At 63.8% G+C, this 25,475-nt stretch carries 23 protein-coding genes, 2 tRNA genes and 2 pseudogenes; 24 read left to right on the top strand and 3 right to left on the bottom strand.

The annotated features are described in order from the left end of the window. The first annotated feature begins 8 nt into the window (after positions 1–8). From JF66_RS03380 to JF66_RS03295, 19 genes and pseudogenes are all read left to right on the top strand, one after another. Positions 9–82: transfer RNA gene (locus tag JF66_RS03380), tRNA-Cys, on the top strand. Positions 83–123: 41 nt separating this feature from the next. Beyond that, positions 124–195 (top strand) — tRNA-Val (locus tag JF66_RS03375). A 106-nt stretch (positions 196–301) separates the two neighbouring features. Then, positions 302–1,228: a DMT family transporter gene (locus JF66_RS03370; protein WP_035875231.1), complete on the top strand. Its 927-nt coding sequence runs from the start codon at positions 302–304 to the stop codon at positions 1,226–1,228. Positions 1,229–1,268: 40 nt separating this feature from the next. Then, positions 1,269–2,312, top strand: a complete 1,044-nt coding sequence (locus tag JF66_RS03365; RefSeq protein WP_035875175.1) for an NADPH:quinone reductase — start codon at positions 1,269–1,271, stop codon at positions 2,310–2,312. A gap of 61 nt (positions 2,313–2,373) precedes the next feature. Next, entirely contained in the window at positions 2,374–2,823 is a 450-nt protein-coding gene (locus tag JF66_RS03360) for a DUF2269 family protein (RefSeq protein WP_035875172.1), read from the top strand. A 98-nt stretch (positions 2,824–2,921) separates the two neighbouring features. Next, complete coding sequence (locus JF66_RS22120; protein WP_081882112.1) at positions 2,922–3,113, top strand: DUF1918 domain-containing protein; 192 nt, start codon at positions 2,922–2,924, stop codon at positions 3,111–3,113. Positions 3,114–3,276: 163 nt separating this feature from the next. Next, entirely contained in the window at positions 3,277–5,259 is a 1,983-nt protein-coding gene (thrS, locus tag JF66_RS03355; protein WP_231556272.1) for a threonine--tRNA ligase, read from the top strand. 55 nt (positions 5,260–5,314) lie between these two features. Next, complete coding sequence (locus JF66_RS03350) at positions 5,315–5,848, top strand: HIT domain-containing protein (RefSeq protein WP_156109630.1); 534 nt, start codon at positions 5,315–5,317, stop codon at positions 5,846–5,848. A gap of 78 nt (positions 5,849–5,926) precedes the next feature. Next, on the top strand, positions 5,927–6,829 hold the full coding sequence (gene pdxS, locus JF66_RS03345; protein ID WP_035875166.1) for a pyridoxal 5'-phosphate synthase lyase subunit PdxS: 903 nt from the start codon (positions 5,927–5,929) through the stop codon (positions 6,827–6,829). Positions 6,830–6,881: 52 nt separating this feature from the next. Beyond that, positions 6,882–7,486, top strand: a pseudogene (gene pdxT / locus JF66_RS03340) (pyridoxal 5'-phosphate synthase glutaminase subunit PdxT). A gap of 51 nt (positions 7,487–7,537) precedes the next feature. Further along, positions 7,538–8,107, top strand: coding sequence for a DUF1697 domain-containing protein (locus JF66_RS03335; RefSeq protein WP_035875163.1), 570 nt, complete (start codon positions 7,538–7,540; stop codon positions 8,105–8,107). Between the two features lie 136 nt (positions 8,108–8,243). Continuing rightward, positions 8,244–9,008, top strand: a complete 765-nt coding sequence (locus tag JF66_RS03330; RefSeq protein ID WP_035875160.1) for a YebC/PmpR family DNA-binding transcriptional regulator — start codon at positions 8,244–8,246, stop codon at positions 9,006–9,008. Positions 9,009–9,013: 5 nt separating this feature from the next. After that, entirely contained in the window at positions 9,014–9,649 is a 636-nt protein-coding gene (ruvC, locus tag JF66_RS03325) for a crossover junction endodeoxyribonuclease RuvC (RefSeq protein WP_035875158.1), read from the top strand. Next, on the top strand, positions 9,646–10,284 hold the full coding sequence (gene ruvA, locus JF66_RS03320; RefSeq protein ID WP_035875155.1) for a Holliday junction branch migration protein RuvA: 639 nt from the start codon (positions 9,646–9,648) through the stop codon (positions 10,282–10,284). Before ruvC ends, ruvA begins: the two co-directional genes overlap by 4 nt. Further along, on the top strand, positions 10,284–11,318 hold the full coding sequence (gene ruvB, locus JF66_RS03315) for a Holliday junction branch migration DNA helicase RuvB (RefSeq protein ID WP_035875151.1): 1,035 nt from the start codon (positions 10,284–10,286) through the stop codon (positions 11,316–11,318). The genes ruvA and ruvB overlap by 1 nt, the downstream gene beginning before the upstream one ends. A gap of 93 nt (positions 11,319–11,411) precedes the next feature. After that, positions 11,412–11,774: a preprotein translocase subunit YajC gene (gene yajC, locus JF66_RS03310; RefSeq protein WP_231556271.1), complete on the top strand. Its 363-nt coding sequence runs from the start codon at positions 11,412–11,414 to the stop codon at positions 11,772–11,774. Between the two features lie 63 nt (positions 11,775–11,837). After that, positions 11,838–13,553 carry a protein translocase subunit SecD gene (secD, locus tag JF66_RS03305; RefSeq protein ID WP_035875148.1) on the top strand — a complete coding sequence of 572 codons (1,716 nt, stop codon included), beginning with the start codon at positions 11,838–11,840 and terminating at the stop codon, positions 13,551–13,553. Next, complete coding sequence (secF, locus tag JF66_RS03300) at positions 13,553–14,569, top strand: protein translocase subunit SecF (RefSeq protein ID WP_035875145.1); 1,017 nt, start codon at positions 13,553–13,555, stop codon at positions 14,567–14,569. Before secD ends, secF begins: the two co-directional genes overlap by 1 nt. Before the next feature lie 90 nt (positions 14,570–14,659). Continuing rightward, a complete protein-coding gene (locus JF66_RS03295) occupies positions 14,660–16,912 on the top strand; it encodes a bifunctional (p)ppGpp synthetase/guanosine-3',5'-bis(diphosphate) 3'-pyrophosphohydrolase (RefSeq protein WP_035875143.1) in 2,253 nt (750 codons plus the stop codon). On the opposite strand, the gene JF66_RS03290 is transcribed toward JF66_RS03295, so the two are convergent. The 3 genes and pseudogenes from JF66_RS03290 to JF66_RS03280 form a co-directional block, all read right to left on the bottom strand. After that, positions 16,909–17,457 carry a hypothetical protein gene (locus JF66_RS03290; protein ID WP_051973064.1) on the bottom strand — a complete coding sequence of 183 codons (549 nt, stop codon included), beginning with the start codon at positions 17,455–17,457 and terminating at the stop codon, positions 16,909–16,911. The genes JF66_RS03295 and JF66_RS03290 overlap by 4 nt on opposite strands. A gap of 134 nt (positions 17,458–17,591) precedes the next feature. Beyond that, positions 17,592–18,823, bottom strand: a pseudogene (locus JF66_RS03285) (DUF349 domain-containing protein). A 94-nt stretch (positions 18,824–18,917) separates the two neighbouring features. Next, on the bottom strand, positions 18,918–19,721 hold the full coding sequence (locus JF66_RS03280; protein ID WP_035875137.1) for a peptidylprolyl isomerase: 804 nt from the start codon (positions 19,719–19,721) through the stop codon (positions 18,918–18,920). Positions 19,722–19,807: 86 nt separating this feature from the next. Between JF66_RS03280 and JF66_RS03275 the strand changes: the two genes are divergently transcribed. The 5 genes from JF66_RS03275 to alaS all read left to right on the top strand — a co-directional run bounded on the left by JF66_RS03275 (position 19,808) and on the right by alaS (position 25,474). Next, complete coding sequence (locus JF66_RS03275) at positions 19,808–21,148, top strand: replication-associated recombination protein A (RefSeq protein ID WP_081882111.1); 1,341 nt, start codon at positions 19,808–19,810, stop codon at positions 21,146–21,148. A 223-nt stretch (positions 21,149–21,371) separates the two neighbouring features. Next, positions 21,372–22,001: a 30S ribosomal protein S4 gene (rpsD, locus tag JF66_RS03270; RefSeq protein WP_035835773.1), complete on the top strand. Its 630-nt coding sequence runs from the start codon at positions 21,372–21,374 to the stop codon at positions 21,999–22,001. Positions 22,002–22,110: 109 nt separating this feature from the next. Beyond that, a complete protein-coding gene (locus JF66_RS03265) occupies positions 22,111–22,485 on the top strand; it encodes a DUF948 domain-containing protein (protein WP_035875134.1) in 375 nt (124 codons plus the stop codon). Positions 22,486–22,530: 45 nt separating this feature from the next. Beyond that, a complete protein-coding gene (locus JF66_RS03260) occupies positions 22,531–22,752 on the top strand; it encodes a hypothetical protein (RefSeq protein WP_035875130.1) in 222 nt (73 codons plus the stop codon). Between the two features lie 67 nt (positions 22,753–22,819). After that, on the top strand, positions 22,820–25,474 hold the full coding sequence (alaS, locus tag JF66_RS03255; RefSeq protein WP_035875128.1) for an alanine--tRNA ligase: 2,655 nt from the start codon (positions 22,820–22,822) through the stop codon (positions 25,472–25,474). Position 25,475: the final 1 nt, after the last annotated feature.

Here is a 25,475-nt window from a genome sequence, read left to right as displayed (position 1 = left end):
CCCAACACGGTGGATTGGCCGAGAGGCGAGGCAGCGGCCTGCAAAGCCGTATACACGGGTTCGAATCCCGTATCCACCTCCATTCTTGTAAGCAGTTTGCACCTGCATGTTTTATCAAGACATGGGCGATTGGCGCAGCGGTAGCGCGCTTCCCTGACACGGAAGAGGTCACTGGTTCGATCCCAGTATCGCCCACAACAAAAACCCCGGTCAAACGGGGTTTTTTTGTACCCAAAATCGTGCAGTGCGGCAATCTGGCACGGGGATGAATAAACGTTCCCCGGTCTGCCAAGATGTGATCGTGAATCGCGAACGGGCCGTAGCCGCGTCTACCTGGCTGGTGGTTGCCGCCGCCGTCTGCTTCGGAACCACCGGTACTGCCCAAGCGCTCGGCGCACCGGGTGCCTCCGCCGGGTCGCTTGGATCGGCGCGAATCGTTCTCGGTGGTGGCCTTCTGGCGCTTCTCGCGCTGGTGAGCTCGCGGGGGAGTCGTGCTGGTGTCCGCCGCATGGCGTCAGGGGGGAGATCGGGCCGCATCGTTCTCGTCTGCGCGGGCGCTCTGGGCGTGGCCGCCTATCAGCCTGCTTTTTTCCTGGGTACGGGCGAGAACGGAGTGGCCGTCGGCACGCTGGTGGCCCTCGGATCGGCCCCCGCACTGACCGGCCTGCTGGAATGGCTCGTGCTGCGCCGCCGGCCGAGCGGACGGTGGATCATCGCCACGGCCGTTGCTGCGGCGGGAGTCCTGGTGCTGTCCGGAGCACTCTCCGGCGACGGAGGCTCGTTGACGGCCCTGGGCCTGGCAGCATCGCTGGCCGCCGGTGCCTCCTATGCCGTCTACACGTTGAGCAGCAAAGCTCTACTCGACCGCGGCTGGGATCCGGCGACCACCATGGGCACCACCTTCGGGGTCGCAGCCCTCGCACTGCTGCCCGTGCTGCTGACGAGCGATGTCACCTGGCTGGTCGAGCCATCGGGGCTGGCCACGGCAGTGTGGCTGGCCGTGATCACCACGGCCGTGGCATACACGCTTTTCGCTCAGGGGCTACAGTCGCTGCCCGCCGCCCGAGTGGCGACCATTACCCTCCTTGAGCCGGTGACCGCCACGATTTTGGGGATCCTGGTGCTTCACGAGAGCTTCACCCTCTCGACGGTCGTCGGGGTGAGCCTGCTGCTTGCCGGTCTCGTGATCCTGACAACGGGTCGGAGAAAACTCATGGCGGTTGCCTAGTCTGGATGCTGAGCGCACCATCGACGTAAGGACTGCTTCCATGACCCACTCACACCCACTGGCACAGGCTGTCGTTTACGCCCGCACAGGAGCACCGAACGTGCTTCGCCTCGTCGAACGGCCGATTCCGACTCCCGGTGCCGGCGAAGTCAGGGTGCAGGTGCGGGTCTCCGGTGTCAACCCGACCGACTGGAAGTCGCGCCAGGGCAGTGGCCCTGACCAGCCGTTGGCCTTCCCCGAGGTTGTGCCCAATCAGGATGGTGCGGGAGTCATCGACGCGGTCGGCCCGGGAGTCGACGGCCTTTCGGTCGGCCAGCGGGTCTGGATCTGGGAAGCGGCGTGGCAGCGTGCCAACGGTACCGCCCAGCAATTCGTGGTGCTTCCGGCCAGCCATGCTGTGCCCCTGCCCGCTGAAGCGTCGTTCGATGTGGGCGCGAGTCTCGGTATCCCCGCTCTGACCGCCCACCGCTGCCTCACGGTTTCGGCGCTCGGCTCGAATCGGCTGGCGCCGGGCTCGCTCGACGGAATAACCGTTCTGGTCGCCGGCGGGGCCGGAGCCGTTGGGCATGCGGCCATCCAGCTCGCCCGCTGGGCGGGAGCGACGGTCATCACGACCGTCAGCAACGCGGTGAAGGACACCCTGGTTCGTGCGGCGGGAGCGCACCACGTGGTCAACTACCGCGATCAGGACCCCGAGGCGGCGGTGCGTGCACTCGCTCCCGGGGGAGTCGACATCGTGGTCGAAGTATCGGCGGCACAGAATTCCGCGTGGACGGCGAACGTGATGGCGCCGAACGGTGTCATCGCCGTCTACTCCGACAATGGGGGACCGCAGATGCCCCTGCCGATCAGAGCCCACATGGTCACCAACACGCGCATCCAGTTCGTGCTCGTCTACACGGTTGATCCCGTGTCGAAGGCTCATGCGGTGGCCGACGTGAGTGCTGCCGTTGCTGCTCAGGCGCTCTCCGTGGGGGAGTCGGGCGGGCTGCCCCTGCACAGGTTCACCCTGGAGCAGACGGATGCAGCTCACGCGGCCGTGGAGGCGGCCGTTGTGGGCAAGGTCCTGATCGATATCCCGTGATCGACAGTCCGCGCTGATCGACATACCGGGACGAGCGGCCGCGGTGGCCTAACCTGTGGGCATGGATACTTTGATCAACACCCTGCACATCGTCGCCGCTGTCTTCATCGTGGGGCCGATGGCGATCCTGCCTATGACCGCCATGCGGTTCATCCGAGCCGGCCAGCCCGGTCCGGTCGCCGTTCTCGGCAAGTCTGTGTCCTTCTTCACCCTGCTCTCGCTGCTCGTCGTCGTGTTCGGATTCGGCGCGCTCAGTATGAGTGAGCCAGAGCGCAACTATTCCTTCGCATCGACCTGGATCTGGCTCTCCCTCGTTTTCTATGCGATCGCGCTCGCGATCAACCTGTTCCTCGTCGTTCCGGCCCTGCAGTCCGCGGCCGAGGACCTCACGGCTCGCGAGGGAACCGGTGCGACGACCAAGGTGGCTGCCTACTCGCGGATCGCGATGGGTTCCGGTATCTCCACGCTGCTTCTGGTCGCCGTCGTCGTGCTGATGGTCTGGCGCCCCTGAACCCGGTGAACTCGTGCACGGCACCACTCACGCAGGCGAATTCGAGCCCTTGTGTGGGGTGAACCTCGGGCGTACCTTGGCCGCCAGGAGGTGATGCCATGCGCGCTTCACAGGGAGATCGAATAATCATCCGCGGCAAAACCGTGGAAGCACCAGACCGGCACGGTGAGGTCACAGAGATACGCGGCACAGATGGCGGCCCGCCGTATCTGGTGCGCTTTGACGACGGTCACGAGACGATGGTGTTCCCCGGGCCCGATTTCGTCGTGGATCATTCGCGCGCCGTCTGACCCCGTCGAGGTGCAACGGCCCCCGCTTCGGCGGGGGCCGTTGCCATGCCCGCTGGACCGGCGACGGCTCGAGCGCGGCTAAAGTTGAAGCGTCCGCAATAAACAGGGAGTTACACACGTGGTTGACGGCTTCGCGCTATTCACCGACCGATCCGTTGTCGCCATGCGCGTCAACGGCGAACTGAAGGATCTGGCCACCACGGTGGAGACGACGGATACCGTCGAGCCGGTGACGATCGATTCGCCCGACGGCCTCAGTATTCTGCGCCACTCGGCCGCTCACGTGCTCGCTCAGGCCGTTCAGACGGTCAACCCCTCGGCGCGCCTGGGTATCGGCCCCCCCGTTACCGATGGCTTCTACTACGACTTCGATGTTGCGGTGCCGTTCACGCCCGAGGACATCAAAGCCCTCGAAAAGGCGATGGATCGCATCATCCGCCAGGGTCAGCGCTTCATACGCCGTGTTGTCACGGATGAAGAGGCGCGCGCCGAGCTGGCCGCCGAGCCGTACAAGCTCGAACTCATCGGCCTCAAGGGCGGGGTCTCGACAGGCTCGACCAGCGACGTCGGCGATGACGGGGAATCCGTTGAGGTCGGCGGCGCCGAGCTCACGATCTACGACAACGTCGACCCGAAAACGGGGGAGACGGTGTGGAAAGACCTCTGCCGCGGCCCTCACCTGCCCAACACGCGGATGATCGGCAACGGCTACTCGCTCACTCGTCTGGCCGCCGCCTACTGGCGCGGATCCGAGAAGAACCCCCAGCTGCAACGCATCTACGGCACGGCCTGGCCCACCAAAGACGAGCTCCGCGCCCACCAGGCGCGGCTCGAAGAAGCGGCGAAGCGCGATCACCGCAAGCTCGGCGCCGAACTGGACCTGTTCAGCTTTCCCGAAGAAATCGGCTCCGGCCTGCCTGTATTCCATCCCAAGGGTGGAATCATCCGGCAGGAAATGGAGAACTACTCCCGCAAGCGCCATTCCGAGGCCGGCTACGACTTCGTGTACACGCCGCACATCACCAAGTCGACCCTGTTCGAAACAAGCGGCCACCTGGACTGGTACTCCGAGGGCATGTTTCCTCCGATGCACCTCGATGAGGAACGCGACGAGACCGGCCATGTCACCCGCCAGGGTGTGGACTACTACCTCAAGCCGATGAACTGCCCGTTCCACAACCTCATCTTCAAGTCGAGTGGACGCAGCTATCGGGACCTCCCGCTGAGAATGTTCGAGTTCGGTTCCGTCTACCGCTACGAAAAATCCGGTGTGGTTCACGGCCTCACCCGTGTACGTGGAATGACGCAGGACGATGCGCACATCTACACGACCCGCGAAGGCATGAAGGCCGAGCTCACGAGCACCCTCAACTTCGTGCTGCAGCTGCTCGCCGACTACGGACTCAACGACTACTACCTCGAACTGTCCACCAAGGATCCGAAGAAGTTCGTCGGAAGCGATGACGCGTGGGACGAAGCCACTCAGACTCTCGCCGAGGTCGCCGAGGCATCCGGTCTCGAACTCGTGGCCGACCCGGGCGGAGCAGCATTCTACGGACCGAAGATTTCCGTGCAGGCGCGCGACGCGATCGGCCGCACGTGGCAGATGTCTACGATCCAGCTCGACTTCAACCTGCCGGAGCGCTTCGACCTCGAGTACACGGCGAATGACGGTACCCGTCAGCGTCCGGTCATGATTCACCGTGCCCTCTTCGGCTCCATCGAGCGGTTCTTCGCGGTGCTCACCGAGCACTACGCCGGCGCCTTCCCCGTCTGGCTGTCTCCCGTGCAGGTCGTCGGCATTCCCGTGTCGGAGCAGTATGGTCCTTTCCTCGACGACGTCGTCGCGCGGCTGAAGGCCGCCGGCGTTCGCGCACAGGTCGACCATTCCGATGACCGCATGCAGAAGAAGATCCGCACGCACACGAAGGCCAAGGTGCCCTTCCAACTCATCGTGGGGGAGGAAGACCAGGCCAACAACGCGGTCAGTTTTCGTTTCCGTGACGGAACCCAGCTCAATGGGGTTCCGGTCGAGGAAGCCATTCGGCGCATTCTCGAAGCCATCGAATCCCGGGCGCAGGTGACGACCTCTCCCGAGACCTTGGCCGCCGTCGCCGAGCCTATCCAGGCCGAGGAGAATGCCTAACATGACGGATGTCGACGGCACGCACGACGACAGCGTCGAGCTCGACAACCCGCTGATGGAAAACTCGTCCGACTTCGCGGCCGTGCCGGATGCGTTCCAGCGCCTGTGGACCCCTCACCGCATGGTCTACATTCAGGACGGTCAGCAGCCGCACCCCGATGACTGCCCGTTCTGCCTCGCCCCGGACATGACCGACGAAAAGGCCCTCATCGTGGCGCGCGGCACGTACGCCTACGTGCTGTTGAACCTCTTTCCCTATAACAGTGGACACCTGCTCGTCTGCCCGTATCGCCACATCGCAACGTACGATCAGGCGAGCCCGGAAGAGGTCGCCGAGATCGGCACGCTGACACAGACGGCTATGCGCGTACTCACAGCAGTTTCCAATTGCGACGGTTTCAACATAGGCATGAACCAGGGTCGCATTGCCGGCGCGGGAATCGCCGAGCACCTACACCAGCACATCGTTCCGCGTTGGGCGCTGGATTCCAACTTTTTTCCCATCATCGCGGGCACCAAAGCCATCCCGAAGCTTCTCGGTGAGACACGTCGCGAGGTGGCCGAGGCCTGGCCCGCCGACCCGGAATAACTTTTTCCCACGAGCGGCCTTGACCGCGCTCCCTACCCGCGGATTTACGCACACAGCGCAAGGAATAGGATCATTAGCATGACTGAAAACACCTCCACCGATCAGTTCGGTTCGAGCCGCGTCAAGCGCGGACTCGCCGAAATGCTCAAGGGCGGCGTCATCATGGACGTCGTCACCGCTGCCCAGGCTCGCATCGCCGAAGACTCAGGCGCCGTCGCTGTTATGGCCCTCGAGCGCGTTCCCGCCGACATCCGCTCACAGGGAGGTGTCGCCCGCATGAGCGACCCCGACCTTATCGACAGCATCATCGCGGAGGTCAACATCCCGGTGATGGCCAAGGCGCGCATCGGGCACTTCGTCGAGGCCCAGATCCTCGAGGCCCTCGATGTCGACTACATCGATGAGTCCGAGGTTCTGAGCCCGGCCGACTACAAGAACCACATCGACAAGTGGAACTTCACCACGCCGTTCGTGTGTGGCGCGACCAACCTCGGCGAAGCCCTGCGTCGCATCACCGAGGGCGCCGCCATGATCCGCTCAAAGGGTGAGGCGGGCACCGGCGACGTTTCCGAGGCGACGAAGCACATCCGCACGATCAAGGGCGAAATCGCGCGCCTGTCGTCGATGGGCAAGGACGAGCTCTACGTCGCGGCCAAGGAACTGCAGGCTCCGTACGAACTCGTCGCGGAGATCGCGGCCACCGGCAAGCTTCCCGTCGTGCTGTTCACGGCCGGCGGCGTGGCAACTCCCGCCGACGCGGCCATGATGATGCAGCTCGGCGCGGACGGCGTGTTCGTCGGTTCGGGCATCTTCAAGTCCGGCAACCCGGAGCAGCGGGCAGCCGCGATCGTCAAGGCCGTGGCGTTCTACGACGATGCCAAGGTCATCGCGCAGGTGTCGCGCGGACTCGGCGAGGCCATGGTCGGGATCAACGTCTCTGACCTCGCAGCGCCCCACCGCCTCTCAGAGCGTGGCTGGTAGTTCACTCCTTCATGATGCTGTCGTCTCCAGCGCGGCTGGGGAGGACAGCATCATGAATCATGATGCACCGGTCGGCGTGCTCGCTCTGCAGGGCGACTTTCGCGAGCATGCGACGTACTCCGCGCCCTGGGCGCGAAGGTCGAACTCGTTCGGCGGCCTGAAGAGCTGGCCCGGGTGAGCGGGCTGGTCATTCCGGGCGGTGAGTCGAGCGTCATGGACAAGCTGGCGCGCATGTTTGGACTCTTCGACCCCTTGCAGGCGGCAGTGCGTGCGGGACTGCCCGTGTACGGGACCTGTGCCGGACTGATCATGCTTGCCGACACGGTGCTCGACGGCATGGTGGGACAGAAGAGCATCGGCGGTCTCGACATCAGCGTGCGACGAAATGCCTTCGGATCGCAGAACGCCTCTTTTGAAACCGACCTTCAGGTAGCGGAACTGGGTGAGACGCCCGTGCACGCGGTCTTCATCCGTGCGCCTGTGGTCGAAACGGTAGGCCGGAAGGCGACAGCGCTGGCCACCCTGGCTGACGGACGGTGCGTGGCGGTGGAGCAGGGCAACCTGCTGGGCACCTCATTTCACCCCGAGATAACCGGCGAATTCCGCTTCCACGACTACTTCCTGCAGAAGGTCCGCGCCGCGGCTTTTCGTCATTAACGTTCTGGGTCGGTAGGGTTTGGGAACGATACTTTTGGGAATGAGTCAACGATGACGCAGTATGCAGCCCTCCTACGGGGCATCAATGTCAATGGAATCACCATCGCGATGGCCGATCTGGCCGAGCTTTTTCGCGAGCTGGGCTTCTCGGAGGTCAGGACGGTTCTGGCGAGCGGAAATGTGCTTTTCCGCACGGGAACCGAAGCGGTCGACCCGAAGGATCTCGCGGCCGACGTGGCGGAGCGCAAGGCCGCGATTGAAGCCGGGCTGCGCGAACGGTTCGACTACGACGCCTACATCGTTCTGGTCGAAGCGGAAAGCCTCGATCGCATCATTCGCGCCTACCCCTTCGATGCCGAGCACGATGGCTGGCATCCCTACGTGATGTTCGCCTCCGACCCCGCCGCACTGACCGAACTCGCCGGACACGCCCGTGAGCTCGAGGCAGCCGACGAACGAATCGAGTTGGGCCACGGCGTGCTCTACTGGGAGGTTCGCAAGGCCGTCGGCGTCAAAAGCCACTTCAGCAAGAAGAGCGGCAAGCCCAAGTACCGTGACACCACCACGACCCGCAACCTCCACACCCTCAGCAAACTCATCCACGCCGACAGCGACGCCTGACAGCGGCGCGGTCCCGCACGCGGGCCCGGTTCCGGGACTTTTCCTGGCCCCGGGCTAGAATAGGGGTCGCACCGCGGTGCCAGAGTCAGCAGTCCAGCATCACGTCACAACGAGCGAGCACCACAACGGGAGATTCATGTCCGGGCATTCCAAATGGGCCACAACGAAGCACCAAAAGGCCGTCACCGACTCTCGCCGGGCCAAGGCCTTCGCGAAGCTCATCAAGAACATCGAAGTTGCGGCGCGCATGGGCGGTGCAGACCTCTCGGGTAACCCGACTCTGGTTGACGCCATCCAGAAGGCCAAGAAGACGTCAGTTCCAAATGACAACATCGACCGCGCCGTCAAGCGCGGCGCAGGGCTGTCGGGCGAGCAGGTCGACTATACGACCATCATGTATGAGGGCTATGCCGCCAACGGTGTTGCCGTCATGATCGAGTGCCTCACCGACAATAAGAACCGTGCGGCCGCCGAAGTGCGCACGACCATGGCCCGTAACGGCGGCGCAATGGCCGACCCCGGCAGCGTCGCCTACAACTTTCACCGCAAGGGCGTTGTCGTGGTCAAGAAGGCCGGCGGGATCACCGAGGACGACATCCTTCTCGCCGTGCTCGACGCGGGCGCCGAGGAAGTCATCGACGACGGCGAGACCTTCGAGGTGCTCTCCGAAGCGCATGACCTCGTGGCGACGCGGACCGCGTTGCAGGCGGCGGGAATCGACTACGAGTCGGCCGACATCGCCTTCATCCCTTCTCTGAAGATCGAGGTTGACCTCGAGACGGCCCGTAAGGTATTTCGGCTCATCGACGCCATGGAAGACCTCGACGACGTGCAGAACATCTACAGCAACTACGATCTCCCGGCCGACGTTCAGGCCGAACTCCAAGCCGACTCCGAGTAGCGCCGGTGGCCGTCCGGGTGCTCGGGATCGACCCGGGTCTGACCCGGTGTGGCATCGGCATTGTCGATGTCGCGGGTAATCGCTCGGCGACCCTGGTGGACGTCACGGTGGTTCGGAGCCCGATCGATCTGCCGCTCGAAAAACGCCTCCTGCTGCTCAGTGAAGGCATCGAAGACATGCTCGATCGGCACAAGCCGCAATTCGTCGCGATCGAGCGGGTGTTCGCCCAGAACAACGTGGGAACCGTGATGGGCACAGCGCAGATCAGCGGCGTTGCGCTTCTGCTGGCCGCGCGGAGGGGGCTTCCCGTCACCCTGCATACCCCCAGCGAGGTCAAGGCCGCGATCACGGGGTACGGCTCGGCCGACAAGAAGCAGGTCGGCACGATGGTCGCGCGCATTCTTGGGCTCACGGAGATTCCCAAGCCGGCTGATGCTGCGGATGCCCTGGCCCTGGCCATCTGTCACGCCTGGCGCACCGGTATCGCCGGGGGGAGCGTGAGCGCGTCGAACACGCGGTCGGCGGAGTGGGCGGCTGGCCCCGCTCCGGCGTCCGGCGCCCTCACTCCCGCACAAAAAGCGTGGCGCGCCGCGGAGCGGGGGACCTCGGTGTCGGCTGTGCCCCGTAGTCTTAAGCGGTGATCTCTTCCGTACGTGGCCCCGTCCTGTCCGCCGTCGGCTCGACGGTCGTGATCGAGGTCGGGGGAGTCGGCCTCGGCGTGCAGGTGACGCCGACGACCGCGCTGTCGCTGCGCATCAATGACGAGACCCGGCTGCTCACCCTGCTCATTGTGCGTGAAGACTCCCTCACCCTGTATGGCTTTCCGACGTCCGAGGAGCTGTCCGTCTTCGAACTGCTCGTGGGTGTGACGGGCGTCGGCCCAAAATCCGCGCTCGGGGTGCTCGGTGTTCTCACGCCGAACCAGATCGCCCAGGCCGTCGCCGACGACGCCGACGCGGTGTTTCGCAAGGTCAGCGGCATCGGTCCCAAGACGGCGAAGCTCATTGTGCTCAGTCTTGCGGGCAAACTTGCCGTTACGACCCCGTCTTCCGCATCGTCGCGCCCCACGGGGTCCGCCAGCGTCGCCGCGAGCGTTCAGGCGGCTCTCATCGGCCTCGGCTGGTCGGAACGAGTGGCCGCCGAGGCCGTGGAAGACACCCTGACTGAGCTGGAACCGACGGAGGACGCCACGGATGCCGCTGGCCTCACCGTGCCCGTCGTGCTCCGGCTCGCCCTTGGACGCCTGGGCCCGGCTCAGAATCCAGGACACCGCTGATGACGACAGATCCCGGCGTCGAACTCACCAAGCCCACGCTGGAAAGCGAGACGGAACTTGCGTTCGAGGGGGCGCTCCGGCCAGCGAGCCTCGGCGAGTTCGTCGGCCAACACAAGGTACGCGGGCAGCTACAGCTCATGCTCACGGCCGCCACTATGCAGAACCGCACGCCGGACCACATCCTGCTCGCCGGGCCTCCAGGGTTGGGCAAGACCACCCTGGCCATGATCATCGCCTATGAGGGTAATCGTCCGCTGCGGATGTCGAGCGGACCTGCGATCCAGCATGCCGGTGACCTCGCGGCGGTGCTTTCCTCGCTGATCCCGGGGGAGGTCCTGTTCATCGACGAGATCCACCGCATGGCGCGGTCCGCCGAAGAAATGCTGTACCTCGCCATGGAAGACTTCCGAATCGACATCATGGTGGGCAAGGGTGCCGGCGCTACGTCCGTTCCGCTTGAGCTTGCGCCGTTCACTCTCGTGGGCGCGACGACACGGTCCGGTCTGCTGCCCAACCCGCTGCGCGACCGGTTTGGATTCACCGCCCATCTCGAGTTTTATGCCGACAGCGAACTGGAGCAGGTGCTCGCCCGGGCGGCGTCGCTGATCAACCTGCCAATCGGCACGCGCGCCCTGGCTGAGATTGCCGGTCGATGCCGGGGGACACCGCGAATCGCCAATCGACTGCTGCGGCGAGTGCGGGACTACGCTCTCGTGCACGGCGGCGAAGCGGACTTGGCGGCCGTACACGCCGCCCTGGAGCTGTACGACGTGGACGAGATCGGACTGGATCGGCTGGATCGCGAGGTGATGAAGATCATCCTCACCCGCTTCGGTGGAGGGCCGGTGGGGCTGAACACGCTTTCCGTATCGGTCGGCGAGGAGTCCGAAACGATTGAAGCTGTCGTTGAGCCGTTCCTCGTGAGGATAGGCTTCCTCACGCGCACCCCTCGTGGGCGCGTCGCCACCGCTGCGGCATGGCGACACTTCGGATTGAGTGATCCTCAGGTCGCTCTGACACTCGATGACCTATAATTCAATTTGGCTCTTTGAGCCACCCATACAAGCTTCGGCCCTCGGGCCGCAATCGGAAGGTCTCACAGTTCTATGGATCCGTTGACTCTTGTCATGCTCGCGGTTTTGGCGATGCTCGTATTCTTCATGTTCCGTAACGGACGTAAGCGCAAGCGCGATCAGGAAGCCTTGCAGGCGACCATGGTCGCCGGCGCCGACGTCATGACCAACTTCGGCATGTACGGCACGATCGTGTCCATCGACGAAGAAGAGAACAAGGTGGCGCTGCTCATCGCTCCCGGAACGATCGTGAACATCCACCGCCAGACGATCGCCCGCGTGGTTGAGCCTGTCGTGCCCGAGTCGGCCGAAGGCCTCGACGACAGCCCGTCCATCGAGTCGATGGGCGAACCCGAATTCGGGCAGCGCGTTGACGGTGACGACAACGACAACCAGCCCAAAAAGGGCGACGCGTAACACACCCCACACCGTGCCCATGCCTCTCGGCATGGGCACGAGCAGAGAAAGCTGAGTTCCTAGGTGACTAAGTCGTCCCCGTCCAAGAAAGCCTGGCGTTCCCTGACATGGCTCGGAGTGTTGATTGTCGGCCTCATTGCCTTCAACGCAGTCGGTGTCTTCAGCGCCAACGGCTCGTGGACCCCGAAGCTCGCCCTCGACCTCGAGGGCGGAACGCAGATCATCCTCGCGCCGCAGGTCGCCGAGGGAGAGACTGTCACCCAGGAGCAGCTGACTCAGGCGGTCTCCATCATCCGCCAGCGGATTGACTCGGCGGGCGTCTCCGAGTCGGAGATCAACACGCAGGGCGGTCAGAACATCGTCGTGTCGATTCCCGGCACACCGGACGACGCGACGATCAACCGTATCGAGTCGTCGGCCAAGCTCGAATTCCGTCCCGTGCTCGTTGCCGGAGCGCCCTCGAGCGCCGCAATCGGCGCCGACGGAACGGCGACGCCTGCGCCGTCGGCCACGATCGATCCCAACCTCTCGACGACGCCGGCCGTCGCGCCGACCAACGGCAGCGACCTCAACTACGTCACGCCCGCTCTCCAGGCCCAGTACGAGGCATTCGACTGCGGCAAGATCGATACCAGCAACGTGGCCCCGTCGGATCAGCCGCTCATCACCTGCGAGTCTGATGGTTCCGCCAAATACATACTCGGCCCGGTCGAGGTGGACGGCGCGAACATCTCCGATGCGACGAACGGCCAGGAGGTCGGCCAGAGCGGAACGCCCACCGGCCAGTGGGTCGTCAACATCTCCTTCAACAGCCAGGGGGCCGAGGAATTCCTCGGCGTATCCAGTCGCCTGATTGCCCTCCAGCCCCCGCAGAACCAGTTTGCGGCGGTTCTGGACGGCCAGGTCATCACCGCCCCGCGCGTTCAGGGCGTCACGGACAAGCCGCAGATCACCGGAAACTTCACTCAGGAATCGTCCAAGGCCCTCGCCGACCAGCTGAAGTTCGGGGCCCTCCCCATCAGTTTCACCGTGCAGAGCCAGGACACGATCAGCGCCACGCTCGGTTCCACGCAACTCACCAATGGTTTGATCGCCGGCCTGATCGGGCTCATCCTCGTGGTGATGTACTCGCTGGCCCAGTACAGGTTGCTCGGGCTGGTCACCGTCGCGTCTCTGGGCGTTGCCGCTGTGATCACCTATCTGCTCATCACCATCCTGTCGTGGCGTGAGGGATACCGTCTGTCCCTCGCCGGTGTCGCCGGATTGATTGTGGCCATCGGTATCACCGCTGACTCGTTCATCGTGTACTTTGAGCGCGTCAGGGACGAACTCCGTGACGGGCGCGGGCTCGAATCGGCGGTGGAAGCCGGCTGGAAACGAGCCTTCCGCACCATCGTCGCCTCCGACGTGGTGAACTTCCTCGCGGCTGCGGTGCTGTTCGTTCTCGCCGTGGGTAACGTCCGTGGATTTGCGCTGACGCTCGGTTTGACCACCATCGTCGACCTCATCGTGGTGAGTTTGTTTACACATCCGATGTTGCAGCTGGTCGCCCAGACTCGTTTCTTCAACGAGGGGCACAAGTTCAGCGGCCTGGACCCGCGGGCCCTCGGCGCCGTCTATCGGGGACGGGCCCGCTTCGTGCCGTCCGTGGCCGTTCCGGGTAAGAAATCCTCGTCTTCCAGCAAGGAAGCAGCTAAACGGCAGACGATTGCAGAACGCAAGGCGGCCGAACTCGTAGGATCTTCACAGGATTCGTCGACAGATGGGAAGGACTCCTGATGGCCAGCTTCGCGAAGTTCGGAAATGACCTCTACACGGGTGAACGCTCATTCAACATCGTTGGGCGACGCAAACTCTGGTACCTGATCGCCGCAGCCATGATCCTGATTGCCGTCGTCGGCCCGTTCGCCAGGGGCGGCTTCGTCTTCGGTATCGAATTCACCGGCGGTAGCGAATTCGTGGTGTCCAATGTTGCGAGCCAGGACCAGAATCTGGCCACAGAGGCCGTGGGCAGCGTTGTTCCGGCGGCCGTCCCGAAGGTGTCCACCGTGGGCACCGACGGCATTCGAGTGCAGACGGACCAACTGACCAGCGATGAGACCCGTGCCGTGCGCGGATCCCTTGCGACGGCATATTCCGTGCCGGAGACCGAGGTCACTGCGTCGTTCATCGGCCCGACCTGGGGTAAAGACATCACCGGGCAGGCATTGCGCGCCCTCGTTGTGTTCCTGGTTCTGGCCGCGGCCGTCATGGCCATCTACTTCCGTACGTGGAAGATGAGCGCCGCGGCCATGGTCGCGCTTCTGCACGACCTCATCATCACGGCGGGAATCTACGGCATCACCGGCTTCGAGATCACACCGGCGGCCGTGATCGGTTTCCTCACCATCCTCGGTTATTCCCTGTATGACACGGTCGTGGTCTTCGACAAGATTCGAGAGAACACGAGCGAGGACGGCCCTGGCTCCCGGAGAACGTTCGCGGACTCGGTCAACCTCGCCGTGAATCAAACACTGGTCAGATCCATCAACACCTCGGTCGTGGCGGCCCTTCCGGTAGCGTCAATCCTGTTCATCGGGGCGTTCGTTCTCGGGGCCGGAACCCTAAGGGATATCTCCCTCGCTCTGCTCATTGGAATCCTGGTCGGCACGTACTCGACGATTTTCATCGCAGCGCCCCTGTACGCCCAGCTTCGGAGCGGAGAGCCCGCGATTCGCAAGCGGGACAAAAAGGCGCTGGCGACCAAGGCCAACGCCCAGTCCTCGGATGCCGACGTGGAATCGGTGACCGCGTAGAGAGTCGAACCCATGGCCGGACGGCGCGTTTCTCGAAACGCCGCCGTTCGGCCATAATTGATCTAACCTGCCCCGGATAGAGGTATCACGATGACCGAGACGACCACCCCGTCCCCGGCTTCACTGCGTCGGCTCGTGCCGCGAATCTTCTCCCGGGCCCAGCCGGTGGGCGCGGTGGACACGCTCATCAAGACCGTGCGGCTCCACCATCCGAAGGTGGACCTCTCGATCATCGAGCGGGCTTACACCACCGCAGAGCGGGCTCATGAGGGGCAGACCCGCCGGAGTGGCGAGCCGTACATCACTCACCCGGTCGCCGTCGCGCAAATTCTCGCCGATCTCGGCATCGGCACCAAGACCATTGCCGCTGCGCTCCTCCACGACACGGTTGAAGACACGTCGTACACGCTCGAGGAGCTTCGTGGGGACTTCGGCGACGAGATCGCCATGCTGGTCGATGGCGTCACCAAACTCGACAAGGTCAAGTACGGGGACTCCACGCAGGCGGAGACCGTTCGCAAGATGATCGTGGCGATGTCCAAGGACATCCGCGTACTGATCATCAAACTGGCCGACCGGCTGCACAACGCGCGCACGTGGGGCTTTGTCCCGGCAGAGTCCGCGGTGCGCAAGGCGACGGAGACCCTCGAGATCTACGCACCCCTCGCGCACCGCTTGGGCATTCAGACGGTGAAGTGGGAGCTTGAAGACCTCTCGTTCGCCGTGCTGTACCCCAAGTTGTACGCGGAAATCGAAAGTCTCGTGCGTCAGCGCACGCCTCAGCGTGAGGAATTCGTCCAGAACGTCATTGACACCATCAATGACGATCTGAAGTCCGCCAGAATTCGCGGCAAGGTTGCCGGACGCCCGAAGCAGTATTACTCGATCTACCAGAAGATGGTCGTGCGCGGTCGGGACTTCGACGAGATCTACGACCTCGTGGGCATTCGCGTGCTCGTCAACTCCGTGCGTGACTGTTATGCCGTGCTCGGGTCCATCCATGCACGGTGGACACCGCTGCCCGGGCGGTTCAAGGACTACATCGCGACGCCCAAGTTCAACCTGTACCAGTCCCTGCACACCACCGTCATGGGTCCGAGCGGTCGCCCGGTCGAGATTCAGATCCGCACCCAGGAAATGCACCAGCGCGCCGAATTCGGCGTCGCCGCGCACTGGAAATACAAGGAACAGGTCAACGGCAAAAGCGCAGGAGTCGGACCCAAGAGTGATACGGACATGGCGTGGCTCGCGCACATTTCCGACTGGCAGGCCGAGACGGCCGATCCCGGGGAATTCCTCGACTCTCTGCGCTACGAAATCGGTGCGAAAGAGGTCTACGTTTTCACCCCGAAGGGACGGGTGATCGGGCTACCCGCGGGGGCGACACCCGTTGACTTCGCGTACGCCGTGCATACCGAGGTTGGCCACCGCACCATGGGTTCGAAGGTGAACGGTCGTCTGGTCCCGCTCGAGAGCACACTGAACACGGGGGATGTGGTCGAGGTCTTCACCTCGAAGAACCCGGATTCCGGCCCGAGTAAAGACTGGCTGAACTTCGTCAAGAGCCCCCGAGCGCGCAACAAGATTCGGCAGTGGTTCACCAAGGAACGTCGCGACGAGGCCATCGAGCAGGGGCGCGATGCCATCGCGCGCGCGATGCGCAAACAGAATCTCCCCCTGCAGAAGTTGATGAACCAGGACTCCTTCGCCGAGGTTGCCGCGGTGATGAAGTACGAAGACGTGTCGGCACTGTATGCGGCCGTCGGCGAGGGGCATGTCTCGACGCAGTCGGTGCTCGAAAAGGTTGTGTCCTCTGTTCAGTCGATCGAGGAAAGTGATGTCAGTGACTTCCCGGTTGCTCCGAGGGGGCACACCCAGGCGCCGCGGACCAGCGACTCCGGTGTACTCGTTCGAGGCGCTCCCGACATTCTGGTCAAGCTTGCGAGATGCTGCACGCCGGTCCCCGGCGACAAGATCGTGGGCTTCGTCACCCGCGGAGCAGGCGTCTCCGTGCACCAGGCAGAATGCCACAATGTGCAGTCGCTGCTCAAGGAGCCGGAACGCATGATTGAGGTGGAGTGGGCACCCACCTCGAAGAGTCTGTTCCTCGTTCACATTCAGATCGAGGCACTGGACCGTTCGGGCTTGCTGTCCGATGTCACGCGCGTGCTGTCGGAACACCATGTCAATATCCTGTCTGCCACGGTGAACACCTCCAGCGACCGGTTGGCGCTGAGCCGCTTTGTATTCGAGATGGGTGATACCACTCATCTGGATCGCGTACTCAACGCCGTTCGTCGCATTGACGCCGTCTATGACGTCTACCGCGTGAGTGACGGCTAGGAGCTGTGCAAGAGGGCCTGAACGGCAGCCAATCGGTGCAGGGCGAGATTACGATGCGGCACTGATTTCGCTTCGCACCGGCGTCGTGCAAGATCTGTGTCGGTGTGGCCGCCGAAACGCAGCAATGCGAGGAGCACGGGCACGATGTCGCTGCACTCCGGCGGAGCCCAGCGGGCCAGATCGATGACGGTTCGTAGTGGAGTCGTCACGCGCACATCGCCGATGGCGACTGTGTCGGATTCGGGACAAACGACCTCGCGGAGGCGCATGCGGGGCGACGGTGAGAGGTGTGTGCGAGCTCCCAGATCGACGCAGAATTCGTGCGGAGTGGGCTCAGGCACGAGCGTGTAGACCCAGGCGGCGCTGAAGCGTTCGATGACGGCGTGCCGCGGCAAGAGCGGAGCGAGAGAAGCGGCGCGCACCGCGGTCCCGTCGATTTCATCGATCGGACACCAGCACGCGCCGAGTGGATAGACCTCGCCGTCGAGGCGTGCGCACATGAGCTCCGCCAGAGGCAGGTCGTCTGTGGAGAGTGTGGCAGACATTCGCGTCGTCATAGATACAGAATGCCGCCGCCCCATGGTTTCCGGTTGTCGAGCAACGGAATCTGTGGAGCGGCGGCATGCCGGTGTTCCTGTGGAGATCTATCCGTGGAGAGGCACCTGACGTGGGCTGCCTGCTACTGGCCGATCGCCTTGAGCCACGCCTTGCGTGCCTCAAGGGCTTCGGACGCCTCCGCGATGGCGGCGGCGTTGTTGCCGGCCTTCGCGGTTTCGAGCTCGCCCTCAAGCTTCGCGATTGCGTCGTTCAGCTGCCCGGCCAGACCCTCAGTGCGAGCCTTCGTCTCGGGGTTGTTACGCGTCCAGTGGTCTTCATCGAGCTTGCGAACGACGGCCTCAACCTTGCGGAGGCGATCCTCGATGGGCTTGACCTGATCGCGGGGGACCTTGCCGATGGCATCCCATTTACGCTGGATCGTGATGAGGGCCTCGCGGGCCGTGGTTCGGTCCGTCGCGGTGAGCAGCTTCTCGGCCTCGGTGACCAATTCCAGCTTGAGCGCGAGGTTGGCATCGTACTCCTCGTTGTCGAGTGCATCGACTTCAGACTTGGCCGAGTACAGTACGTCGCCGGCGGCCTTGAACTTCGCCCACATGGCGTCGTCCTGCTTCTTGCCCGACCGTCCGGCCTTCTTCCACTCTTCCAGAAGGTTGCGGTATGCGGATACACCGTCAGCGCCCTTGTCGGAAAGTGATTCGGCCTGTTCGATCAGGCTCTGCTTGCGTGTGCGCACGTCCTTGTGTGCGCTGTCGAGTTCGGCGAAGAACGCCTTGCGGTTCTGCTCGATGGTCGTACGAGCAGCCCGGAATCGCTTCCACAGGTCGTTTGCCTCGCCCTTCGGAATGCGCGGGGCATCATGCTGGTGCGCCTGCCACTTCGCGAAAAGGGCATCGAGGGCAGCGCTGGTCTGCTTCCACTGAGTCTTGGCCGGGTCTTCCGCGGCCAGGCGCTCTGCTTCGTCGACAATGGCTGCGCGCTCGGCAACGGCCGCCGCGGCGGCGGCCTTCGTCTCGACACCCTGCTGCTCGGTGAGCTCTGTCACCGCGCCGCCGAGGGCGGAGAGGCGCTCGACCAGAGCAGCGAGGTTGCCCACGGCGTTGGCGTTGGCCAGCGCGTGGTGAGGTTTGCCACTGACTTGGCGATGTCGGCGGCAGGGGCGCCCCCCTTGGCGCGCTGTTCGAGCAGCGTCACCTGTCCGTTGAGTTCGACGTACTTACGCTCAAAGTAGGCGAGTGCCTCTTCGGGAGTCGCGTCGGGGTACTGGCCGACCGCACGCTCGCCGGACGCTTCACGCACGTAAACCGTGCCGGTTTCGTCTACGCGACCCCATGGTTGCTGATCTGTCGTAGTCAAGAGGCTCACCTTGCTGCTTTCGTCGTGTGTCCCGGGAGGGACCAATACATACTGCTCTAAGCCTATTGCAAGCTTGAGCCCGGTTTGCGTGTTCCTACTGAACTGTTATCCCGCTGATGGTTGTGGGGACAACGGGGGCGCCATCGGTGGCGCCACCGACGACGCCGGCATCCGTTATCGCGGAGGTCAGCTGGTCGAGTCCGCTCGTCACCGTCCCGATCACCGAATACCCGCCGGCAGTGTCTGCGCCGATGGTGGTGTCCTCGTAAACAATGAAGAACTGGCTGCCCATGCTGAACGCGCTGTCACCCTGACGGGCCATCGCGATTGTGCCGGCAGGGTAGACATTGTCCGTCGGTGCGTTCTCGACCGGTCCGTAGGCATAGCCGGGGCCGCCGGAGCCGTCGCCGGCCGGATCGCCGCACTGCAGCACGAAGAATCCACCGTTGGTGAGGCGGTGGCAGGACGTGCCTGTGTAGAAACCGCTTTGGGCGAGGGAGATCGTGGAGGAGACGGCCTGGGGCGCGGCGGAGCCATCGAGTTCTATTCCCAGTGCGACATCGTTGAGCGTCAGGGTGCCCGTCCAGGTTCGGTCTTCCGCGATCGTGCTTGGGGGCACGTCGCCACTGTTTGCGACGGTGGGCGGTGTCGGTGTCGGCGTCGGTGTGGCGGATGCCGCGGAGTCCGTTGGCGGGGGAGTTCCCGGCCCGCCGTTGAAGAACAAGACCTGGGCGGCGATGAGCACGGCCAGCGTCAGGACGAGACTTGCACCGCCGATGATGTTGTCCCTCCGGCGTCGTTCCTGCTGGTGTGAGTTGACTTCGCGCCGGGCCTGGTAGGCCCGTGTGCGCGCACGACCTTCACGTGCCTCACGCTCGTGCTTGTAATTCTGTGCCACAGGTATCCTCCGGGGAGACAGGGAAAACTCCGCGCACGCGTCTGCGCGAGCCTCGTAGAACTCTACGCACAAACTACGCTGGAAGAATGTCGGATGCTCAACCGGGTCTGCGCAGTGGCGCTACCCCCCTCGCGGTGCGAATGCGCCCCAAAACCCTCGACGAGGTCGCCGGACAGCGCCATCTGCTGACGCCGGGTTCGCCCTTGGTCAGTCTGGCTAGCGACAAGACGGGGGAGCGCGGGAGCGTATCCGTGATCCTGTGGGGCCCGCCCGGCACCGGTAAAACCACCCTTGCGCAGGCTATTGCGCACAGTTCGGGCCGCCGATTCGTGGAGCTGTCCGCCGTGACTGCGGGGGTGCGCGACGTGCGCCAGGTGATGGAAGACGCCCGCACGAACCGCGACCTGTATGGCCTGTCGACGGTGCTTTTCCTCGACGAGATTCACCGCTTCTCCAAGGCCCAGCAAGATGCCCTCCTGCCGGGCGTCGAGAACGGTGTGATCATTCTGGTCGCGGCGACGACGGAAAATCCGTCGTTCTCGATTATCTCCCCGCTTCTGTCCCGGTCTCTGTTGCTGACGCTGGAGGTGCTCAGCGACGACGACCTCGGCATTGTGGTGGACCGGGCCGTCACCGACCCACGTGGCCTCGCTGACCGGTTCGAGCTTGATCCCGAGGCTCGGGGCGCCATCATTCGACTCGCGTCGGGCGATGCTCGGCGGGCTTTGACCGCGCTGGAGGCGGCATCCGTCTCGGCGGAATCAACCCGTGAACCCGGAGCTGCGGGCAAACCCGTGATAACGACCGACATCGTTTCGCTCGCCGTTGACCGCGCCCTGCTGCGCTATGACCGCAACGGTGACGAGCACTACGACGTGATCAGTGCCTTCATCAAGTCGGTGCGCGGGAGTGACGTCGACGCGTCGTTGCACTATCTCGCCCGCATGATCGAGGCCGGGGAAGACCCGCGGTACATTTGCCGTCGCGTCATCATTCTGGCTTCAGAGGACATCGGCATGGCCGACCCTCAATCACTCCTGATCGCCGTTGCCGCGGCGGATGCCGTGCAGCTCATCGGCATGCCCGAGGGCCGGATACCGCTGGCGCAGGCCGTGGTGCACCTCGCGACCGCGCCCAAGTCCAATGCTGCGTACATGGCGCTCGACGCCGCGATCGCCGATGTGCGGGCGGGCAAGATGGGCCGAGTGCCCAAGGGCATGCGGGATGCGCACTATCCCGGAGCGAAGCGGCTCGGGCACGGCAAGGGCTACCGGTACCCGCATGATGACGCACTCGGTGTCGTCGCCCAGCAATACCCACCGACGGAACTAGCGTCGACCCAATATTACGAACCCACCGAGCATGGGCACGAACGTGAAATTTCCGCACGGCTGCTGAAAATTCGACGCATCGTGCGCAACCAGTAGCCGCAGCAGACTGATCGCCCTGAATGCAGCACTCGACTGTGTTAGTCTGATCCCTGCCTACAACTGGTTTCGGCATGCGGCTGCGTCCGATTCCGGTTTGGATGGGTTTGCTCTGTAGCCGAGCTCCCCGTGGCACACAATCCTCTGATCTCCCATGACGTCTGCCACCGTGGTGTGCGCAGCGCCCTGGTATTCCCTTGTTGAGTCCGATTGAAAGGAAACCGTGTCTACAAAGTCACGTACCCGCAGTAAGACCCGCCTGTCGCGCGCGCTGGGCATTGCCCTCACGCCGAAGGCAGCCCGCTTCCTTGAGAAGCGCCCCTATGCACCGGGTGAGCACGGCCGCACCAAGCGCAAGACGGACTCGGACTATGCCGTCCGCCTGCGCGAGAAGCAGCGCTTACGCGCCCAGTACGGCATTCGCGAAGCCCAGCTCAAGATCGCCTTCGAGCAGGCTCGTCGTCGTCAGGGACTGACCGGTGAGAACCTAGTTGAGATCCTCGAGACCCGTCTCGATGCACTCCTCGTTCGCTCCGCCATCGCCCGCACCACGGCTCAGGCTCGCCAGATGATCGTGCACCGTCACATCCTCGTCGACGGAGAGCTCGTCGACCGGCCCTCCTTCCGCGTGAAGCCGGGTCAGCTCATGCACGTCAAGGCTCGCAGCGAGGGCATGGAGCCCTTCCAGGTTGCCGCCGCAGGCGGACACGTGGACCTGCTCCCCAAGCTTCCCCCGTATCTCGAGGTTGAGCTCGACAAGCTGCAGGCGCGCCTCGTGCGCAGCCCGAAGCGCATCGAGATCCCGGTGACGTGTGAAGTTCAGCTCGTCGTTGAGTACTACGCAGCTCGATAGCAGAGTGCGGCTCGATCAGTAGTTCGTCAACTGAACTACGCTGAAGGGCGGACCACCTCCGGGTGGTTCGCCCTTTTTTCTTTGTGATCTGGAAACGGTTGGTACACGTATGTCGGGTGGAGATATAGCCGGGCTCATCGCCGCCGGGGTGTTTGCGATCCTCGTGGGTGTCATTGCCCTGCCCCTCGTGAAGCTCGGCCGCGTGTTCGATGAGACCACGCGTGCGATCGGCGAGCTGAGTCGGAACGTGACTCCGCTGCTCTCGGAAACCACCGAGACGCTCGCCCAGACGAATAAACAACTGGCCAGGGTCGACACCATCACGAGCAATGTTGCCGACGCAACGGGTAATATCTCAGCCCTCGTCGCCTTGTTCGCGGCGACCGTCGGTGGACCGCTCATCAAACTCGCCGGTTTCTCAGCCGCCGTGCGTGCCGCCTTTCGGGCGGGCAGGCCGCCCGGGTCCCGACGCAACGCCGCGTAGACCGGTACGATTAAGGTTGTACATCCAAGTTGAGGGAGCATGACAATGAAGAATTTCGTCTGGTTGGTCGTAGGTGTCGCCGCCGGTTTCGTTGTCGCCCACGAGGTCAACAAATCGCAGCAGGGCAAGCAATTCTTCACCGATCTCGATGCCAAGGCACGCGAGTTCGGAGAAGCCATCTCCGACGGGTACCGCCAGCGGGAAGCCGAGCTTCATGCCGCTCTGGGTGACGCCGACGGCGATTCCGCCCGAGACGCCAGGGGCTAGCCCATTACCGGGAGCACCCGCTCCCCGCACATTTCGCTATTCACGAACCACCAAGGCTACGGACACCATGCAGACTGCCGACATTCGCGGGCGCTGGCTCGACTTTTTCGCCGATCGCGGACACACGGTTGTGCCGTCCGCCTCCCTCGTGAGCGACGATCCAACCCTCCTTTTCACCGTTGCAGGTATGGTGCCGTTCGTCCCCTACCTCACCGGACTCGTCCCCGCGCCGTACACGCGGGCGACCAGCGTGCAGAAGTGCATCCGCACCAACGACATCGAAGAAGTGGGTAAGACTCCACGGCACGGAACGTTCTTCCAGATGAACGGTAATTTTTCCTTCGGCGACTACTTCAAGGAAGAGGCCATCGGTTTCGCATGGGAGTTGCTGACCACCCCGGAGAACCAGGGCGGCTACGGCTTTCGCGAGTCCGACCTCTGGGTCACCATCTACCTCGACGACGATGCGGCATTCCGTTACTGGCGCGCAATCGGCGTGCCGGAAAACCGCATTCAGCGCCTCGGCATGGAGTCCAACTACTGGTCGACCGGTCAGCCCGGACCCGCCGGGCCGTGTTCCGAGATCTTTTTTGACCGTGGACCCGCGTACGGCGCCGACGGGGGACCGGCCACCGACGACGATCGCTATGTCGAGATCTGGAACCTTGTCTTCATGCAGTACCTCCGCGGCGAAAGCACGGGTAAAAGTGATTTCCAGATTCTCGGCGACCTGCCGAAGAAGAATATCGATACCGGCATGGGTCTGGAGCGCGTTGCCTTCCTGAAGCAGGGCGTCGAGAACATGTACGAAATCGATCAGGTTCGTCCGGTCCTTGACCGTGCATCCGCGCTATCCGGTCGTCGCTACGGCGCCAACCACGACGACGACGTGCGCATGCGCATCGTGGCAGACCACGTCCGATCCTCCCTGATGCTCATGAGCGACGGCGTGATGCCCTCGAACGAAGGGCGCGGCTACATCCTGCGCCGACTGCTTCGACGCAGCGTACGAGCCATGCGGCTGCTCGGCGTCGACTCCACCAGCCTGCCGGAGCTGCTGCCCGCATCCCGTGATGCCATGAGCTCGTCGTACCCCGAGGTGTATACCGACTTCAGCCGCATCAGCCAGGCGGCCTATGCCGAAGAGGAGACCTTCCTCCGCACGCTGGCGAGCGGCAGTGCCGTGCTGGACCTCGCCGTGGCCAAGACGAAGACGTCGAACCAGACGGAACTCGCGGGCCCGACGGCCTTCCTGCTGCACGACACCTATGGCTTCCCGATCGAGATCACCCTCGAGATCGCGCAGGAAGCCGGGCTCAGCGTCAATCGCGAGGCCTTCGACGCCCTGATGACGAAGCAGCGCACCATGGCGAAGGCTGATGCGAAGTCGAAGAAGACTCATCTCGCCGACCTCGGTGTGTACAGTGCTTTTCGTGCGCAGGGTGAGACGCTTTTCACGGGCTATGACGCCCTGCAGCACGAGTCAAGCGTGCTGGGGCTCATCGTCGATGGGGTGTCCGTCACGAGTGCCGTCGCGGGCGAAACCGCAGAAATCATCCTCGCGGAGACGGCGCTGTGGGCCGAGTCGGGCGGGCAAGACGCCGATCAGGGCCTCATCGTGGGCGCAGGGTACGAGCTTGAAGTTCTCGATGTGCAGAAGCCGGTCAAGGGACTGATCAGCCACACCGTCACGGTGCGGTCCGGCGAGGTCGGCGTGGGGGACCGCGCCACCAGCATCGTCGACTCGGACTGGCGACGCGGTGCACGACAGGCGCATTCCGGCACGCACGTGCTGCATGCTGCCCTGCGCCAGGTCCTCGGCCCGAACGCGCACCAGTCCGGTTCGTACAACAAGGCCGGATTCTTCAGACTCGACTTCTCCTGGAACCAGGCACTTTCACCGGCGACACGCAGCGAGATCGAAGAGATCTCCAACAATGCCATTCGGGACAACCTTCCCGTGACGACCAGAGAACTGCCCCTGGCCGAGGCCAAGGCGCTCGGCGCCATGGCACTGTTCGGCGAGAAGTACGGCGACCGCGTGCGCGTCGTGGACATCGGCGGCCCCTGGTCGCGCGAGCTCTGCGCAGGAACGCATGTGTCGAGCAGCGCCGAAATCGGCATGATCAACCTCACCAGTGAGGCATCCGTCGGATCAACAAACCGCCGCGTGGAAGCGCTCGTCGGCCTGGAGGCGTTCAGAGACCTCGCGACAGAACGTGCCCTGGTATCGCAGCTGACGTCGAGTCTGAAGACCCCTCGGGAACAGCTGCCCGAGCGGATCAGCGACCTCGTGCAGAACCTGAAGGCGGCGGAGAAGAAGATCGCGGCATTCGAATCACGTGCGCTGACCGAGCGGGTGCCGGCGCTCGTCGCCACCCAGTCTCGGTCCGGGAACGTGACGGTCGTCGCTGAGAACCTGGGTGTGTTGAATTCGGCCGACGACGCGCGCATGCTCGTGTTGTCGACCAGGGAACGTCTGGGCGCGGATCCGGCGGTGGTGGCTCTCGCCGCCGTCGTCGGTGACAAGCCCGTGGTGATCGTGGCAACCAATCAGGCCGCACGCGATGCCGGGCAGAAGGCCGGCGCACTGGCCAAGCAGGTGGCGGGCATTCTCGGCGGCGGAGGCGGTGGCAAAGACGATCTTGCGCAGGGCGGCGGAACCAATGTCGACGCCATCCCGGCGGCCCTGGCCGCGGTCATCGCGACTGTCTCGCGCTGAT

The sequence above is a fragment of the Cryobacterium sp. MLB-32 genome, from assembly GCF_000738085.1.
Classification (GTDB): Bacteria; Actinomycetota; Actinomycetes; order Actinomycetales; family Microbacteriaceae; genus Cryobacterium.
This window is presented reverse-complemented; position numbering and strand designations above follow the sequence as displayed.